This is a genomic window from Enterobacter sp. 120016, assembly GCF_018383635.1.
Classification (GTDB): domain Bacteria; phylum Pseudomonadota; class Gammaproteobacteria; order Enterobacterales; family Enterobacteriaceae; genus Enterobacter; species Enterobacter asburiae_D.
This window is the reverse complement of sequence record NZ_JAHAWC010000017.1, coordinates 65,473-81,172: the sequence shown is the minus strand read 5'-3', so window position 1 is coordinate 81,172 and position 15,700 is coordinate 65,473. Positions and strand designations below refer to the sequence as shown.

The 15,700-nt window shown below is 59.7% G+C and carries 16 protein-coding genes; 4 read left to right on the top strand and 12 right to left on the bottom strand.

Translation table 11 applies throughout. The features are described 5' to 3' along the window. Positions 1 to 146 precede the first annotated feature (146 nt). The 10 genes from ureG to plsY form a co-directional block, all read right to left on the bottom strand. A complete protein-coding gene (gene ureG, locus KIF87_RS19615; protein ID WP_014071813.1) occupies positions 147 to 764 on the bottom strand; it encodes an urease accessory protein UreG in 618 nt (205 codons plus the stop codon). 9 nt (positions 765 to 773) lie between these two features. Then, positions 774 to 1,448, bottom strand: a complete 675-nt coding sequence (locus KIF87_RS19610) for an urease accessory protein UreF (protein WP_213330257.1) — start codon at positions 1,446 to 1,448, stop codon at positions 774 to 776. Next, a complete protein-coding gene (locus tag KIF87_RS19605; protein WP_125914750.1) occupies positions 1,448 to 1,987 on the bottom strand; it encodes a HupE/UreJ family protein in 540 nt (179 codons plus the stop codon). Before KIF87_RS19605 ends, KIF87_RS19610 begins: the two co-directional genes overlap by 1 nt. Before the next feature lie 9 nt (positions 1,988 to 1,996). Further along, positions 1,997 to 2,455: an urease accessory protein UreE gene (ureE, locus tag KIF87_RS19600; protein ID WP_213330260.1), complete on the bottom strand. Its 459-nt coding sequence runs from the start codon at positions 2,453 to 2,455 to the stop codon at positions 1,997 to 1,999. Positions 2,456 to 2,464: 9 nt separating this feature from the next. Then, entirely contained in the window at positions 2,465 to 4,168 is a 1,704-nt protein-coding gene (ureC, locus tag KIF87_RS19595; RefSeq protein ID WP_213330256.1) for an urease subunit alpha, read from the bottom strand. Continuing rightward, a complete protein-coding gene (locus tag KIF87_RS19590; RefSeq protein WP_213330255.1) occupies positions 4,161 to 4,475 on the bottom strand; it encodes an urease subunit beta in 315 nt (104 codons plus the stop codon). The genes ureC and KIF87_RS19590 overlap by 8 nt, the downstream gene beginning before the upstream one ends. A gap of 10 nt (positions 4,476 to 4,485) precedes the next feature. Beyond that, a complete protein-coding gene (locus KIF87_RS19585) occupies positions 4,486 to 4,788 on the bottom strand; it encodes an urease subunit gamma (protein WP_006811999.1) in 303 nt (100 codons plus the stop codon). Between the two features lie 10 nt (positions 4,789 to 4,798). Then, on the bottom strand, positions 4,799 to 5,626 hold the full coding sequence (locus KIF87_RS19580; protein WP_213330254.1) for an urease accessory protein UreD: 828 nt from the start codon (positions 5,624 to 5,626) through the stop codon (positions 4,799 to 4,801). A gap of 131 nt (positions 5,627 to 5,757) precedes the next feature. Continuing rightward, on the bottom strand, positions 5,758 to 7,224 hold the full coding sequence (locus KIF87_RS19575; RefSeq protein WP_213330253.1) for an MFS transporter: 1,467 nt from the start codon (positions 7,222 to 7,224) through the stop codon (positions 5,758 to 5,760). A gap of 84 nt (positions 7,225 to 7,308) precedes the next feature. Continuing rightward, positions 7,309 to 7,929: a glycerol-3-phosphate 1-O-acyltransferase PlsY gene (gene plsY, locus KIF87_RS19570; protein ID WP_023309216.1), complete on the bottom strand. Its 621-nt coding sequence runs from the start codon at positions 7,927 to 7,929 to the stop codon at positions 7,309 to 7,311. A gap of 107 nt (positions 7,930 to 8,036) precedes the next feature. Between plsY and folB the strand changes: the two genes are divergently transcribed. Both folB and bacA read left to right on the top strand, forming a co-directional pair. Beyond that, the gene (gene folB, locus KIF87_RS19565; RefSeq protein ID WP_023333447.1) at positions 8,037 to 8,405 is read left to right on the top strand and encodes a bifunctional dihydroneopterin aldolase/7,8-dihydroneopterin epimerase; all 369 of its coding nucleotides are present in this window, start codon (positions 8,037 to 8,039) and stop codon (positions 8,403 to 8,405) included. A gap of 106 nt (positions 8,406 to 8,511) precedes the next feature. Continuing rightward, complete coding sequence (gene bacA, locus KIF87_RS19560; RefSeq protein WP_023333446.1) at positions 8,512 to 9,333, top strand: undecaprenyl-diphosphate phosphatase; 822 nt, start codon at positions 8,512 to 8,514, stop codon at positions 9,331 to 9,333. A gap of 10 nt (positions 9,334 to 9,343) precedes the next feature. On the opposite strand, the gene KIF87_RS19555 is transcribed toward bacA, so the two are convergent. Together KIF87_RS19555 and KIF87_RS19550 are read right to left on the bottom strand one after the other, a co-directional pair. Continuing rightward, positions 9,344 to 10,585 carry a multifunctional CCA addition/repair protein gene (locus tag KIF87_RS19555; RefSeq protein WP_024906483.1) on the bottom strand — a complete coding sequence of 414 codons (1,242 nt, stop codon included), beginning with the start codon at positions 10,583 to 10,585 and terminating at the stop codon, positions 9,344 to 9,346. Positions 10,586 to 10,645: 60 nt separating this feature from the next. After that, positions 10,646 to 11,266 carry a TIGR04211 family SH3 domain-containing protein gene (locus KIF87_RS19550; RefSeq protein ID WP_024906484.1) on the bottom strand — a complete coding sequence of 207 codons (621 nt, stop codon included), beginning with the start codon at positions 11,264 to 11,266 and terminating at the stop codon, positions 10,646 to 10,648. Positions 11,267 to 11,495: 229 nt separating this feature from the next. On the opposite strand from KIF87_RS19550, the gene KIF87_RS19545 reads away from it, so the two are divergent. Both KIF87_RS19545 and glnE read left to right on the top strand, forming a co-directional pair. Beyond that, positions 11,496 to 12,797, top strand: a complete 1,302-nt coding sequence (locus KIF87_RS19545; protein WP_213330252.1) for a CYTH domain-containing protein — start codon at positions 11,496 to 11,498, stop codon at positions 12,795 to 12,797. 21 nt (positions 12,798 to 12,818) lie between these two features. Then, positions 12,819 to 15,674, top strand: a complete 2,856-nt coding sequence (gene glnE / locus KIF87_RS19540) for a bifunctional [glutamate--ammonia ligase]-adenylyl-L-tyrosine phosphorylase/[glutamate--ammonia-ligase] adenylyltransferase (protein ID WP_213330251.1) — start codon at positions 12,819 to 12,821, stop codon at positions 15,672 to 15,674. Positions 15,675 to 15,700 lie beyond the last annotated feature (26 nt).

Below are 15,700 nucleotides of genomic sequence, written 5' to 3'. Positions count from 1 at the left end.
TATGACCGAAAAACCCAGAGTGTGCTCCGGATAGACTAAAAAGTGTTACCTATGTTCCCGGTCTGATCTGTCACCTATGTATCCGGTCATACACTGCGCTTACCGGGCCTACAACACCCACGTGTGCTAACGTGCAATAAACCGCACTACACCCGCAGCATCCCTTTCTCTTCCAGAAACGCAATAATCGTCGCTAAGCCGTCACCCGCTTTCAGGTTGGTAAACGTCCACGGACGCTCGCCGCGCATGCGGTTGGTGTCGCGCTCCATCACCTCAAGCGACGCACCGACGTACGGCGCGAGGTCGGTTTTGTTGATCACCAGAAAATCGGACTTGGTGATCCCCGGCCCGCCCTTGCGCGGGATTTTTTCCCCCTCGGCCACGTCGATCACGTAAATGGTCAGATCCGCCAGCTCCGGGCTGAAGGTGGCGCTCAGGTTATCGCCGCCGCTTTCAACGAAGATCAGATCCAGATTACCGAACTTCTCGCTTAACGCTTCCACCGCCGCCAGGTTCATTGAGGCATCTTCGCGGATGGCAGTATGCGGACAGCCGCCCGTCTCCACGCCCACGATGCGCTCCGGCTCCAGCGCACCCGCCTCGGTCAGGATGCGCTGATCCTCTTTGGTGTAGATATCGTTGGTCACCACCGCAAGATGGTAGGTATCGCGCATCGCCTTGCAGAGCGCTTCCAGCAGCGCGGTTTTGCCCGACCCTACCGGGCCACCCACGCCCACGCGCAGGGGATGTTTGTAATCAGCCATGTTGACTCCTCAGGAACGGAATAGTCGTGAATATTGGGTTTCGTGGCGCGTGGAGGCGATGGCGGACAGCGGCGTTGCTGCCCCCAGCGCGTCGTCGCGACGTAAAAATGCCTGCTCAAAACCAGCGGCGTAGTGGTCGCTCAGTTCGATAATCAGCTGCTGGGCGGCCTGTTGCCCAAACGGCACCAGCTTGACGCCCGCCATCACCGCGCTCTCCATCCAGCTGTAGCCGAGACTCAGCGCCAGCTCGCGCGCGCTAATGCCCCAGCGCACGCCGAGCCAGGCCATGCCGCAAAGCTGGCTTTGCATAAACAGCGGCAGCCATTCGGGCGGACAGTCAGGTTCCCAGCTCTTAATCAGCCGCGTAAAGGCCGCCCCGCGGTTGCGCTCCTCTTCGCGCAGCTCGCGCGTTTCCCGGCAGGCGAGAAGGTATGCCGTCCAGCGTTTTGCTTTTGTAAGATCGCGTTGCTCACAGGCCTGATAAAGACGGATAAACAGCGGCAGATCGACGCAGAAAAAGCTCTGCTCCATCTGCTGGATTTGCCAGCGTTTAAAGGCCCCGGCGTCCGTGACCCAGCCCGCCTCAACGGCCCACTCCAGCCCCTGCGACCAGGTAAACGACCCGACCGGCAGGCTGCTGCTGGAGAGCTGCATCAGGCGAAGCCTCTGGCGGGCGTGCTCCATTAGCTCATCAGCGCCAGCAGGGCGGAGACAATCAGCCCGCCGCCGAAGGTTTTACGCAGGCCGTCGTGACGGCGCAGCAGCAGCCCTGCGGCAAAGCTTGCGCACAGCACCGTGGCGCTGGCCAGCATAAAGCCGCTGGTGAAGAGCCAGAAGCTGTGGCCGGACATCTCCACGCCGTGCGCCCAGCCGTGGAACATCGCCAGGGCAGGCACCGCCAGCAGCAGACGGTTTTCAGTTTTAAACATCATCACGCCGGATACCGCCAGCGAGGCGATAATCAGCATCTCCATGCCGCTGAAGCCGCCGAGCAGGCTACCCGCAATAGCGCCGACAAGCATCATCCCGAGGGTGGCAAACGGCAGCAGGAGCCTGCGACCGCTCAGCGCCGAGAGTACGCCCGCACCGGTGAGCATCAGCAGGTGATCGAGCCCGGTCAGCGGGTGGAGAAAACCGGCCTGAAAGCTGTCGGCACCGTGGCCGGGATGCGCGAGAGCGGGAACGGAAAAAGCCAGCAGTAACAGCGGTAAATACTTGCGCATGATTGATCCTTAATGTGAATGAGCGTGAGAGTGACTGTGGGCATCGCTGGCGTAAGCGCCCGCTTCCGGTTCAAACGGCAGGCTGGCGTAGGCCACCTCCAGCCCGAACTGGCGCAGCATGTCGTCGAGAACGTGGTCGTGGTGATAGCGCAGCTCGCCGGGCATGATCTGCAGCGGCACGTGGCGGTTGCCCAGGTGATAGCAGGCGCGGGCCAGCAGGAACGGATCGGCGCAGCGCACCACGGAGACCGACTCCGGGGCGGCGATTACCTCGACAACCTCGCTGCCGTCGTCGGTAGTCAGCAGGTCGCCCCCGCGCAGCAGCAGGCCGCGCGGCAGCATCAGCCCGGCTTCGCGACCGTCATTCAGCGATACGCGGGCGCGGCTTTTCACCCGCACGTCAATCGGCAGCGTGACGCTGGCGGTAATCGGATGCGCATGGTCCAGGCGTTGGGTTAAATAGATCATCATCACTCCTCAAAACAGGAAATAGCGTTGCGCCATCGGCAGAACGTCAGCCGGTTCGCTGGTTATCAGTTCACCGTCGACGCGCACCTCGTAGGTTTGCGAGTCGACGGTGATATTCGGCTGCAGGCCGTTGTGGATCATGTCCGCCTTTTTCACCGTTCGGCAGCCTTTCACCACCGTGGTGGCGCTTTGCAGGCTGAGCTGCTGCGGGATGCCGTTTGCACTGGCGGCCTGCGAGATAAACGTCAGTCGGGTGGCGTGGCGCGCGGCGCCCAGCGATCCAAACATCGGACGGTAATGCACCGGCTGCGGGGTAGGGATTGAGGCGTTGATATCGCCCATCGGCGCACAGGCGATCATCCCGCCCTTGACGATGGTGGCGGGTTTGACGCCGAAGAACGCAGGGGACCAGACCACGAGATCCGCCAGCTTGCCCGCCTCAATCGAACCGACTTCGTGGGCGATGCCGTGGGTGAGCGCCGGGTTAATGGTGTATTTGGCGACATAGCGCTTTACGCGGAAGTTATCGTTCTCGCCGGTCTCTTCCGGCAGCGCGCCGCGCTGGACCTTCATGCGGTGCGCGACCTGCCAGGTGCGGATAATGACTTCTCCGACGCGGCCCATGGCCTGCGAATCTGACGAGGTGAGCGAGAACGCGCCGATGTCGTGCAGCACGTCTTCAGCGGCGATGGTTTCACGACGAATGCGGGATTCGGCAAACGCCACGTCCTCGGCGATATCCGGATCGAGGTGATGGCAAACCATCAGCATGTCGAGATGCTCGTCGATGGTGTTTACCGTGTAGGGCAATGTCGGATTGGTGGAAGAGGGCAGAATATTCGGGTGAGCGCAGGCGGTGATGATATCCGGCGCGTGGCCGCCGCCCGCGCCTTCGGTGTGGAAGGTGTGGATGGTGCGCCCGGCGATAGCCGCCAGCGTGTCTTCGACAAACCCGGACTCGTTCAGCGTGTCGCTGTGCAGCGCCACCTGAATATCCATTTCTTCCGCGACTTCCAGCGAGCAGTTGATCGCCGCAGGCGTCGCGCCCCAGTCTTCGTGGATCTTCAGCCCGATAGCACCGGCGGCAATCTGCTCGCGCAGGGCATCCGGGTTGGAGCCGTTACCTTTGCCGAGCAGGCCGATATTCACCGGCAGCGTATCGGCAGCCTGCAGCATGCGGGCGATGTACCACGGGCCTGGCGTACAGGTGGTGGCGTTGGTGCCCGCCGCTGGTCCGGTGCCGCCGCCGATCATGGTGGTGACGCCGGAGACCAGCGCCTCTTCCGCCTGCTGCGGGCAGATCCAGTGGATGTGGGTGTCGATCCCGCCAGCGGTGACGATCTTCCCCTCGGCGGCAATCACTTCCGTTGCCGCGCCAATCGGGATCGTCACGCCGGGCTGAATGTCCGGGTTTCCGGCTTTGCCAACGGCGAAGATCCGCCCGTTCTTCACGCCGATATCGGCTTTTACGATCCCCCAGTGATCGACGATCAGCGCATTGGTGAGAACCAGATCCACGCAGCCGTCAGCGGTCATCTGCCCCTGGCCCATGCCGTCGCGGATCACCTTTCCGCCGCCGAATTTGACCTCTTCGCCGTAGACCGTGAAATCGTCTTCCACTTCGATCCACAGCTCGCTGTCGGCCAGCCGCACCTTATCCCCGGTGGTGGGGCCGAACATATCGGCATACGCCCGGCGTGAAATCTCAGCCATGTTTCACCTCTCCCATCACCTCGCCGCGAAAACCGAAAATGCGCTGCGCCCCGGTGACCAGAACCAGCGTCACTTCCCGCTTCTGGCCGGGCTCGAAGCGCACGGCGGTGCCCGCCGGGATGTTCAGCCGGTAGCCTTTGGTGGCTTCCCGATCGAACTTCAGCGCCGGGTTGACCTCGTAAAAGTGGTAGTGCGATCCGACCTGGATCGGCCTGTCGCCGTGGTTTTCGACAACCACGCGTTGGGTTTCACGCCCGACGTTGAGGGCAATGTTTCCGGGCTGGATCCGGTATTCACCTGGGATCATCTCGCGCTCCTTAGACGATCGGGTTGTGGACGGTGACGAGCTTCGATCCGTCCGGGAAGGTGGCTTCGACCTGAATATCCGGGATCATCTCCGGGACGCCCTCCATGACCTGGTCGCGCCTCAGGACGTGGCGGCCCGCCTCCATCAGCGAGGCGACGGTTTCGCCGTCGCGCGCGCCTTCCATGATGAAGGCGCTGATCAGCGCGACCGATTCCGGGTAATTGAGCTTTACCCCGCGCGCAAGGCGGCGTTCGGCAACCAGCGCGGCGGTGAACAGCAACAGCTTGTCTTTTTCTCTGGGGGTCAGTTCCATAACGTTTCTCTTATGTCTGCCAGATACGCGGCGAACAGGCGGGTTTGGTAGTGAGAAGCGGGCGAAGCGACTGCCAGATATCGCGCATCGCCCGCTGGCAAATCAGGTTGTCGTGGGAGAGAAAACGCACCGACAGCAGGTCATCGGTGAGCGTTGCACCCGCATAATTTTCCAGCGGTGCGAGCCGTTCGCGCACCGCGTCGAGATGTTCTTCCCGGGCTGGGTAGAACAGCAGCGTGCCGATCCACGGATGCCCGGCGACGGGCGTGAGATCGCCGTCGCTAAGATGCTGGCGCTCAATCAGGCGCGGCTCATCATCTACCCACACCTCAAGGCGGCTCTCCAGCGTGCCGTGGCTGAAGGCTTCGTTTATCACCGGGCGACCCAGACAGTACAGCTCCCACGCCAGCAGCGTGCTGGAGGCCTTCAGATGAAAAACGGAGCGCAGCGCGGCATTCGCGCCGGGAAATATAATGGTGTCCTGCGGCAGCCACTCGAGGGTGGAATCTTCCTCGAGGTAAAAATGCTGGCTCAGACGCGCCTGCGGGCCGCTGCTGCGATAGAACTTGCTGGCGCCGGGCATGGTGATAAGCACATGGCTTTTGGCGTCCAGCCGAACGGAAATGTCCAGCGTATCGCCGCCAACAATCCCGCCGGGCGGGTGCAGCAGGTAAAGGTGGCAGGTTTCCCCTTCGGGGTAAAACGGACGTTGAACGGTGAGCGGCCCGACGTGGTGGGCGGAGTGCAGGAGGGTTTTCTCAGGGGTGTGACAAAACTGCAGGGCAAGCGATGCCTGCCAGCCTTTATACGTATTATCAGTGACCTGAGCTGCTAACATGCTGCATCCATTTCCACACCATCGGGATACGTTTCAGTATGCCCTGGCGGAAATGAAGCCTGTCATATGAGTCGCTTATGGATGGACTGTAATGTAGGCCGGGTAAGCGCAGCGCCACCCGGCAGGAAAGGCTAGCGGTAATCCTCCGCATCCACATCATACCCGGACGGTTCCCAGCGGATCGCCAGCAGCGACGCCAGACCGATAAACGGCGCCAGCGCAATCACCCAGAACACGGCGGTATCCAGCGAGGCGACCAGCAGCGGGAACAGGAATAGCGACAGCGTCGAGCTGCTGCGCATCAGCGTCTGGTTGAGACCCACGCCCACGCCGCGCAGGGAGGTTGGGTAGCTCAGCGAGGCAAACGTCATGGTATGCGCGCCCGGGCCGAAGCCCTGACCGAACAGGAATAGCGCCAGCATCGCCACGGCGAGTACCCCTTCAGAGGCGCCTTCCGGTCGGCCAATCAGCGCCAGACCCAGCAGCGCCACAAGCTGGCAGGCATAACCCGCAAGCGACATCCGCCAGGCGCCGAAGCGCGGCACGTAGCGTACCGCCAGCAATCCGCCGACGAAGGCAAACAGCAGGTTAAGCACCAGAGAAATGAGTATGGTGGTGAGCATCGACTGGACAAAGAAGCTGGAGATGATCACCGGCAGGCCAAACGCCACGGCGTTATAGGCAAACGACGAGACGACGGAAAGCAGCGTGGCGAGCGTTGTGCGGCGTAAGTAGATGCCGCGGAACAGGTTCAGATAGTTTGACCATTTCGCTTTATTCACGACGGGTCCGGGCTGGCTGAGCGCGTCCTGCGGCACGTGGGCATTGATGTTATACGACTGGCGTAAAATGGACGCCGCCTCTTTCAGATTGCCCTGATTCGCCGCCCAGACCGGAGATTCGCTCATATAGCGGCTGCGGATGGCGATAATCACCAGCGCGGGCACCGCGCCGAAGCCCAGGATCAAACGCCACAACCAGTCGCTGTGGCTTTCCGGCAGCACGGCGTAGAAGAAAAGCACCAGCAGGTAGGAGATGCTGATGGCGGCATACCAGGTGGGGCACCACATCGCGACGCTGGAAGCCTTATTTCCGGGCCCTTTCAGCCTGGCGAACTCGCTTAAAAACGCCATCGCCACGGGAAGGTCGATCCCCACGCCGAGCCCCATCACAAAGCGCGCGCCCGCGAGCACATATTCGTTCGGGGCGAAAGCACAGGCGATAGCGGCGACGACGAAGAAGACCATATCAGCCATAAAGACGCGGTAGCGCCCGATTTTATCCGTAAGATAGCCGCCGAGCAGCGCCCCGACGATGGCACCAAAGGTAATCGCCGAGGCTACCATGCCGGTACCGGCGGGCGTCAGGTTAAATTCGCGGGTGATGTCTTTAATGCCGAACGCCAGCGCGCCGAGATCGTAGGCGTCGAGGAAAATGCCGCCCAGCGCGATACCGACCACGATACGGGCGTTTGTCCGGCCCTGCGAACCGTCATTAACGAGGCGTGATACATCCGATGCGCTGCGCACCCACTTGATGTCGCCATCCGGGGTGCTTCCTGCCGTTGAAAGGGGAGTGGTATCTGTGATTTCAGCCATTTTCTTCTTGTGTGGTTGTGTTGTGTCCCTAACAGTTACCACAGGCAGAAGGTGACCAAAATCACATTTGGCTATAAGGCATAACTAACCCTTTGGAGCGTCTTTTTTCTTCCTCTTGAGCTTCGTCCAGATTTTGGTCTCCTGACGACGCCATAGGCGCTGGATATTGTCGTGATGACGCAGCAGGATAAGACAGGAGAGCATCGACACCGGGAAGGTGAACTGGGGTTTGAACCACCAGACGTAGAACGGCGCGATCAGCGCGCTGACGATAGCGCCCAGCGACGAATAGCCGCTCAGCAGAATGGTCAGAAGCCAGGTCCCGGCCATGACGCCGGTTAAGTCCCAGCCGATGGGCGCAATGGCACCAAAGGCGGTCGCCACACCTTTGCCGCCTTTAAAGCCGAAGAATACGGGCCAGATGTGGCCGACGCAGGCAGCAATAGCAATGAGCCCCAGCCAGAACGGCGTGACGCCCAGCGCATACGCGCCCCAGACGGGTAGCATCCCTTTCAGAACATCAAAAATCAAAACCGCTACGGCTGCTCCCTTGCCGCCAATTCGTAGTACGTTGGTCGCCCCCGGATTCCCGGAACCATTTTCACGCGGGTCAGGTAACCCGGCAATGCGGCAGACCAGAATGGCGCTGGAGATTGAGCCGCAAAGATAGGCGAGGAGGATCATTCCAGGCGCGATTGCACTCATAACGCTGTTCCGTTTTGAAAAGGTATCTGTATTCTCAGCATCTGTGGATAATACGCATAATTCGCCGGAAGTGGTATCCGGTTTAGCCAAAAAGCAGGCAGGTCGTGATGGATATTGTATTTATAGAGCAACTTTCGGTAATCACCACAATTGGTGTTTACGACTGGGAACAGACCATCGAGCAGAAACTGGTGTTCGATATCGAAATGGGATGGGATAACCGCAAATCGGCAAAAAGCGATGACGTGAACGACTGTCTGAGCTATGCCGACATCAGTGAAACGGTCATCGCCCACGTTGAAGGGCAACGTTTTGCGCTCGTCGAACGGGTGGCGGAAGAAGTCGCAGAGTTGCTGCTGAAAAAATTCAACTCACCGTGGGTGCGCATCAAGCTGAGCAAGCCGGGAGCGGTGGCGCGCGCCGCCAATGTTGGCGTCATCATTGAGCGTGGCACAAATCTGAAAGGCAAGAATTAACGTCATAATTGCTAAACCATTTTAGGTTATACCGGTCTCAAGACTGTATCTTATCGGTTGTCCGTATGTGACACCGTTTTTTTATATCTTTTTTAGGGGTTTATAGATGAGCGATATGCACTCGCTGCTGGTGGCGGCAATACTGGGTGTGGTCGAAGGATTGACGGAGTTTTTGCCGGTTTCCAGTACGGGCCATATGATTATCGTTGGCCATCTGCTGGGCTTTGAAGGGGATACCGCGAAAACGTTTGAAGTGGTGATCCAGCTGGGGTCTATTCTGGCAGTAGTCGTGATGTTCTGGCGTCGCCTGTTTGGCCTGATCGGCATCCATTTTGGTCGTCCGCCTCAGCACGAGGGGGCCGGTAAAGGTCGTCTGTCACTGATCCATATTCTGCTCGGGATGATCCCTGCGGTGGTGCTGGGCCTGGTTTTCCACGACGCCATCAAATCTCTGTTTAACCCGATTAACGTGATGTACGCGCTGGTGGTGGGGGGCTTCCTGCTGATCGCCGCGGAAGTACTGAAGCCAAAAACGCCGCGCGCGGAAGGTCTGGACGATATGACGTATCGTCAGGCGTTTATCATTGGCTGCTTCCAGTGTCTGGCGCTGTGGCCGGGCTTCTCGCGTTCAGGCGCTACCATCTCCGGCGGGATGCTGATGGGCGTAAGCCGTTACGCCGCGTCAGAGTTCTCGTTCCTGCTGGCGGTGCCGATGATGATGGGCGCCACCGTACTCGACGTCTATAAGAGCTATCACTTCCTGACGGCTGGCGACATTCCGATGTTCGCCGTCGGCTTCATCACCGCGTTTATCGTGGCGCTGATTGCCATCAAAACCTTCCTGCAGCTGATTAAGCGTATCTCGTTTATTCCGTTCGCGATCTATCGCTTTATCGTGGCGGCTGCGGTGTACGTGGTCTTCTTCTGACCGATGGCCCTCAGTCTTTCGGCTGAGGGCAATGCTTTTCCTTCCAGTCCGACACCGCCTGAATTCGCCGTTTCGTGAGTTCTTCGCGAATTTCCGGTCCTTTGAATCCTGCTTCGACAACGTCCTTCGTGGGCACCGCTTTCGCTACGTCCCAGGCTTTACGCAGTAAACGTCCCTGCGGGTAATCGCACGCTTCAAACCCGGTACGCCCGCGCACGTCAGCTTCGCTGGTGAGCGCAATTTGCTCTACGCGCTGGGGTTTGCGCCAGGCGTCGATATTATCGAAAAGCTTAACGATAGTGGCCGGTTTCAGTATGGGGAAGGTGTGGATCAGATCGTGGAACTCGGCCACCAGTTTCGCCAGATCGCGGATCTCGTTCGGCACGCGCAGACGCTGGCACAGTCCCTCGACCAGCTTCACCCCTGCCGGGCCATGCCCGTGGTGGCGAGGCCAGAATTCTTTTGGCGTTAAGCCTTTGCCGAGATCGTGGCACAGGGTGGAAAAGCGCACGTCCACGTCAGGGCTGAGCATGGCCGCCATGCTGAGCGTCATCAGCGTGTGTACGCCGGTATCAATTTCCGGGTGCCATTTTGCCGGGGCAGGTACGCCAAACAGCGCGTCTATTTCCGGGAACAGCACCTTCAGCGCGCCGCAGTCGCGCAGGACCTGGAAAAAAACCTGTGGGTTGCGCGTGGTGAGCGCATTTTCCGTCTCTTTCCAGACGCGCTCTGGCGTCAGGTGTTCAAGCTCGCCCGCCTCGGTCATGGCGGTCATCAGCGCCATTGTCTCATCGGCAATACGGAAGCTGAGATGGGCATAACGCGCGGCAAAGCGCGCTACGCGCAGCACGCGGAGCGGATCTTCAGAAAACGCCGGGGAAACGTGACGTAAAAGACGGTTGCGCAGATCGTCCTGACCGCCATAGGCGTCAACGATCTGCCCGTGCTCGTCCTGCGCCAGCGCGTTGATGGTGAGATCGCGGCGCAGGAGATCTTGCTCCAGCGTCACGTCCGGCGCGGCATAGCAGGTAAAGCCCGTATAGCCCGAGCCCGATTTCCGCTCGGTACGCGCCAGGGCATACTCTTCACGGCTTTTCGGGTGCAGGAACACGGGAAAATCGCGGCCTACCTGCTGGTAGCCCGCGTCGAGCATCTCTTCAGGGGTGGCACCAACCACCACCCAGTCTTTATCTTTGACCGGCAGACCTAACAACGCATCACGTACCGCACCACCGACCAGATAACTCTTCACGCCCAACTCTCCCGTTTTCTCTTTTCCAGAATAATACGTAAGTCTGGCAGAGAAGACGAATTAGTTCATCCAGCGGTCTTTACGCTTACGGCTTGGGATCAGATGCGGCAGGACCAAACCCAGTACCAGACCCACGCCCAGCACGCCGCCGCCATACATAAACCACTGCATGATAATGGTGCGCTGTTTGTCGTCGAGCTGCAGATTGGCGGCATTCACCTTCTTCTGCGCGACAATCAGCTCGTTTTTCAGCTTCTGGTTCTCTTCTTTCAGACCGTTAATCACACCGTCGCTTTGCGCCACTTTCTGCTGCATTTCAGCGGTGCGCTGGTTCCAGGTGCCGTCGATGTTGTTCAGCTTGTCGGTCAGGGTCTTCACCTGGTTTTCCAGATCAGGCACGCGCGTGCGCAGGCTTGGCACGGTGCTCAGCTCTTTCAGCGGGATCCAGGAAGTACGACCGGTACTGTCGCGAACCTGACCATAGTTGGTGTCCGCATTGGTCTGTAACAGGGTAACTTCCTCGCCGGCATTCACCGTGCCCACGAGGCGATAATTATCTCCGGGGCCACTGCGTACCCAGGTGTTCAGTTCGTCAGAAACGTAACGCTTCTCTTCAGCGTGCACTGCGGTTGCGGCGCTAAAAGCGAGTAAAGTAAGTCCAATCAGGCGTAATTTAAGCATCATTAGTCGTTATTTTCATAAATAGTGGAACGATAGTAGTGGCAACAGTGTCTCTACGCAAAGCATTCGTCAGCAATCAGAATCATCTGTGTCACGACTCTACAGATTTACGCCCGACAAATTGCTCATTGCATGGCAATTTGGCGCAAAATACTATGTACTGACAAACAAATGGCGAGGAAGTTCGCCCTCATTGACGCGTCTGTGACGCACGCAAAAGTACAAGGCTATGGCACAAGAAATCGAATTAAAGTTTATCGTCGAAAAAGACAGCGTTGACGCACTCCGCCAGCATCTGCATACGCTTTCCGGCGAACACCATGCACCGGTACAACTGCTTAATATCTATTACGAAACGCCAGACAACTGGCTTCGCCGCCACGATATGGGGCTGCGCATCCGCGGTGCGAGCGGGCATTACGAGATGACGATGAAAATTGCCGGCCGCGTGGTCGGCGGTTTACACCAGCGCCCGGAATACAATATCGACATCAGCAAGCCAGAACTTGAGCTGGACCGTTTCCCGGCGGAAGTCTGGCCGGAAGGCGAGCTGCCTTCCACGCTGGCGGAGCAGGTACAGCCGCTGTTCAGCACCGATTTCTGGCGCGAAAAATGGCTGGTGACCGAAGGCAAAAGCCGCATCGAAATCGCCCTCGACCTGGGGGAAGTGAAGGCGGGCGAGTTCCAGGAGCCGATTTGCGAACTGGAGCTTGAGCTGCTGGAAGGGGACGCAAATGACGTGCTGAAGCTGGCGCGCAGGCTGGTGAACCAGTCCGGATTACGTCAGGGAAGCCTGAGTAAAGCCGCGCGGGGTTACCATCTGGCCGCCGGAAATGCACCGCGCGTGCTGAAAGAGACGACCATCCTGCACGTTGCGCCGAAAGCCAGCGTTGAGCAGGGTCTGGAAGCCGCGCTGGAGCTGGTGCTTTCTCAGTGGCAGTACCATGAAGAGCTGTGGGTGCGAAATGTGAAAAACGCCAAATCCCACGTGCTGGCGGCGATTGCCCTGGTGCGCCATACCCTGACGCTGTTCGGCGGTATTGTTCCTCGCAAAGCGAGCGCTCACTTACGTGACCTGCTGACGCAAACCGAAACGCTGATGCTCTCCGACGTATCGGCGCAAACGGCGATCTACAGCCCGCAAGCCGCGACGGCAAAACTGGCGCTGACCGAGTTCCTGGTGACGCGCGGCTGGCGCGCCTTCCTGGATGCGAAAGCAGAGGCCAAAATCGCGGAAAACTTTAAGCGTTTCGCGGATATTCATCTTTCCCGTCATGCCGCCGAACTGAAGACTACGTTTGCTTACCCGCTGGGCGATCAGTATGGCGATCAGCTTCCCCGTCTGTCGCGCAACATCGACAGCATGGTGCTGCTGTCCGGTGCCTATGACGGCGTGAAGGCGCAGGCCTGGCTGGAGAACTGGCAGGGTCTGAAGCATGCCATTGAAACCCGCCAGCATATTGAGATTGAGCATTTCCGTAACGAGGCCATTTCGCAGGAGCCGTTCTGGCTGCACAGCGGAAAACGTTAACTCTGGCAAGGAACCCCTATAATGCCGCTTTCTTCAGCGTTACAGCAGCAGTGGCAGACCGTTTGCGAACGTCTGCCTGAGTCATTACCGGCACCATCATTAAGCGAGCAGGCGAAGAGCGTGCTCGCCTTCAGTGATTTTGTGCAGGAAAGTATCGCCGCCAACCCGGACTGGCTGGCAGAGCTTGAGAACGCGCCGCCGCAGGCGGACGAGTGGCGGCATTATGCCGGCTGGCTGCAAACCGCACTCGAAGACGTTGCGGATGAAGCCACGCTGATGCGCGTCCTGCGCCAGTTCCGCCGTCGGGTGATGGTGCGCATTGCCTGGGCGCAGTCGCTGGAGCTGGTGAGCGAAGAGAGCACGCTGCAGCAGCTAAGCGAGCTGGCGCAAACGCTGATTGTCGCCGCGCGCGACTGGCTCTACGCCGCCTGCTGTAAAGAGTGGGGCACGCCGTGCAGTGAGGAAGGGGTTCCTCAGCCGCTGTTGATTCTGGGGATGGGCAAGCTGGGCGGCTGCGAGCTGAACTTCTCCTCCGACATCGACCTGATTTTTGCCTGGCCCGAGAACGGCTCCACGCGCGGCGGCCGTCGCGAGCTGGACAACGCCCAGTTCTTTACCCGCCTCGGTCAGCGTCTGATTAAGGCGCTGGATCAGCCCACGCAGGACGGTTTTGTTTACCGCGTGGACATGCGCCTGCGTCCGTTTGGCGACAGCGGCCCGCTGGTGCTGAGCTTTGCCGCGCTGGAAGATTATTACCAGGAGCAGGGGCGCGACTGGGAGCGCTATGCGATGGTTAAAGCGCGGATAATGGGCGACAGCGACGACGCTTACGCCAACGAGCTGCGCGCCATGCTCCGCCCGTTCGTGTTCCGTCGCTATATCGACTTCAGCGTGATCCAGTCCCTGCGTAACATGAAAGGAATGATCGCCCGTGAGGTGCGCCGTCGTGGTCTGAAGGACAACATCAAGCTCGGCGCGGGCGGCATTCGCGAAATCGAATTTATCGTTCAGGTCTTCCAGCTTATTCGCGGCGGCCGTGAGCCGTCCCTGCAGTCCCGCTCGCTGCTGCCGACGCTGAGCGCCATCGAGCAGCTGCACCTGCTGCCGGACGGCGATGCGCAAACCCTGCGCGAGGCCTATCTGTTCCTGCGCCGTCTGGAAAACCTGCTGCAAAGCATCAACGACGAACAGACCCAGACCCTGCCGGGCGATGACCTTAACCGGGCGCGTCTGGCCTGGGGCATGCGCGTGGACGACTGGTCAGCGTTGACCGAACGGCTGGACGCCCACATGGCGGGCGTGCGCCGCATCTTTAACGACCTGATTGGTGATGACGAAAGCGAATCGCAGGACGATGCGCTTTCCGAGCACTGGCGCGAGCTTTGGCAGGATGCGCTTCAGGAAGATGACACCACGCCGGTGCTGACGCACTTAACTGACGACGCCCGGCATCGCGTGGTGGCGCTGATCGCAGATTTCCGTCTTGAGCTGAACAAACGCGCCATCGGCCCGCGCGGTCGTCAGGTGCTGGATCACCTGATGCCGCACCTGCTGAGCGAGGTCTGCTCGCGGGCGGACGCGCCGGTACCGCTGTCGCGCATGATGCCGCTGCTGAGCGGGATTATCACGCGTACCACCTATCTGGAGCTTCTGAGCGAGTTCCCCGGCGCGCTGAAGCACCTGATTACGCTCTGCGCCGCGTCGCCAATGGTGGCCAACAAGCTGGCGCGTTACCCGCTGCTGCTGGATGAGCTGCTCGATCCGAACACGCTGTATCAGCCAACGGCGACGGATGCCTACCGGGACGAGCTGCGTCAGTATCTGCTGCGCGTGCCGGAAGAAGACGAAGAGCAACAGCTGGAGGCGCTGCGTCAGTTTAAGCAGGCGCAGATGCTGCGCGTGGCGGCGGCGGATATCGCCGGAACGCTGCCGGTGATGAAAGTGAGCGATCACTTAACCTGGCTGGCAGAGGCAATCATCGACGCGGTAGTGCATCAGGCGTGGGTGCAGATGGTGGCGCGCTTCGGCCAGCCGAAACACCTGGCCGATCGTGAAGGACGCGGCTTCGCGGTAGTGGGGTACGGCAAGCTCGGCGGCTGGGAGCTGGGCTATAGCTCCGATCTGGATTTAATCTTCCTGCACGACTGCCCGGTTGACGTGATGACCGACGGCGAGCGTGAGATTGACGGGCGCCAGTTCTATCTGCGCCTGGCGCAGCGCATTATGCACCTGTTCAGTACCCGCACCTCGTCGGGCATTTTGTATGAAGTGGATGCGCGCCTGCGTCCGTCCGGCGCGGCGGGCATGCTGGTGACCTCAACGGACTCCTTCGCCGATTACCAGAAGAACGAAGCCTGGACGTGGGAGCATCAGGCGCTGGTGCGCGCTCGCGTGGTGTATGGCGATCCGCAGCTCAAAACGCAGTTTGACGTCATCCGCAGGGAGGTTATGACCACCGTGCGTGATGGCAGCACGCTGCAAACGGAAGTGCGCGAAATGCGCGAGAAAATGCGCGCGCATCTCGGCAATAAACATCGCGATCGCTTTGATATTAAAGCCGACGAGGGCGGGATTACCGATATTGAATTCATCACCCAGTATCTGGTGCTGCTGCACGCCCACGACAAGCCGAAGCTGACGCGCTGGTCCGATAACGTTCGCATTCTGGAACTGCTGGCGCAAAACGACATCATGGACGAGCAGGAGGCGCAGGCCTTAACCCGCGCCTACACGACGCTTCGCGATGAGCTTCATCACCTGGCGCTGCAGGAGGAACCGGGGCACGTGGCGCTGGACAGTTTTGCTCATGAACGTGCTCAGGTAACGGCCAGCTGGCAGAAGTGGCTGGTGGAACCGTGCGTAACAAATCAAGTGTGATATTATCGCGCGCAAATTGTGAATCT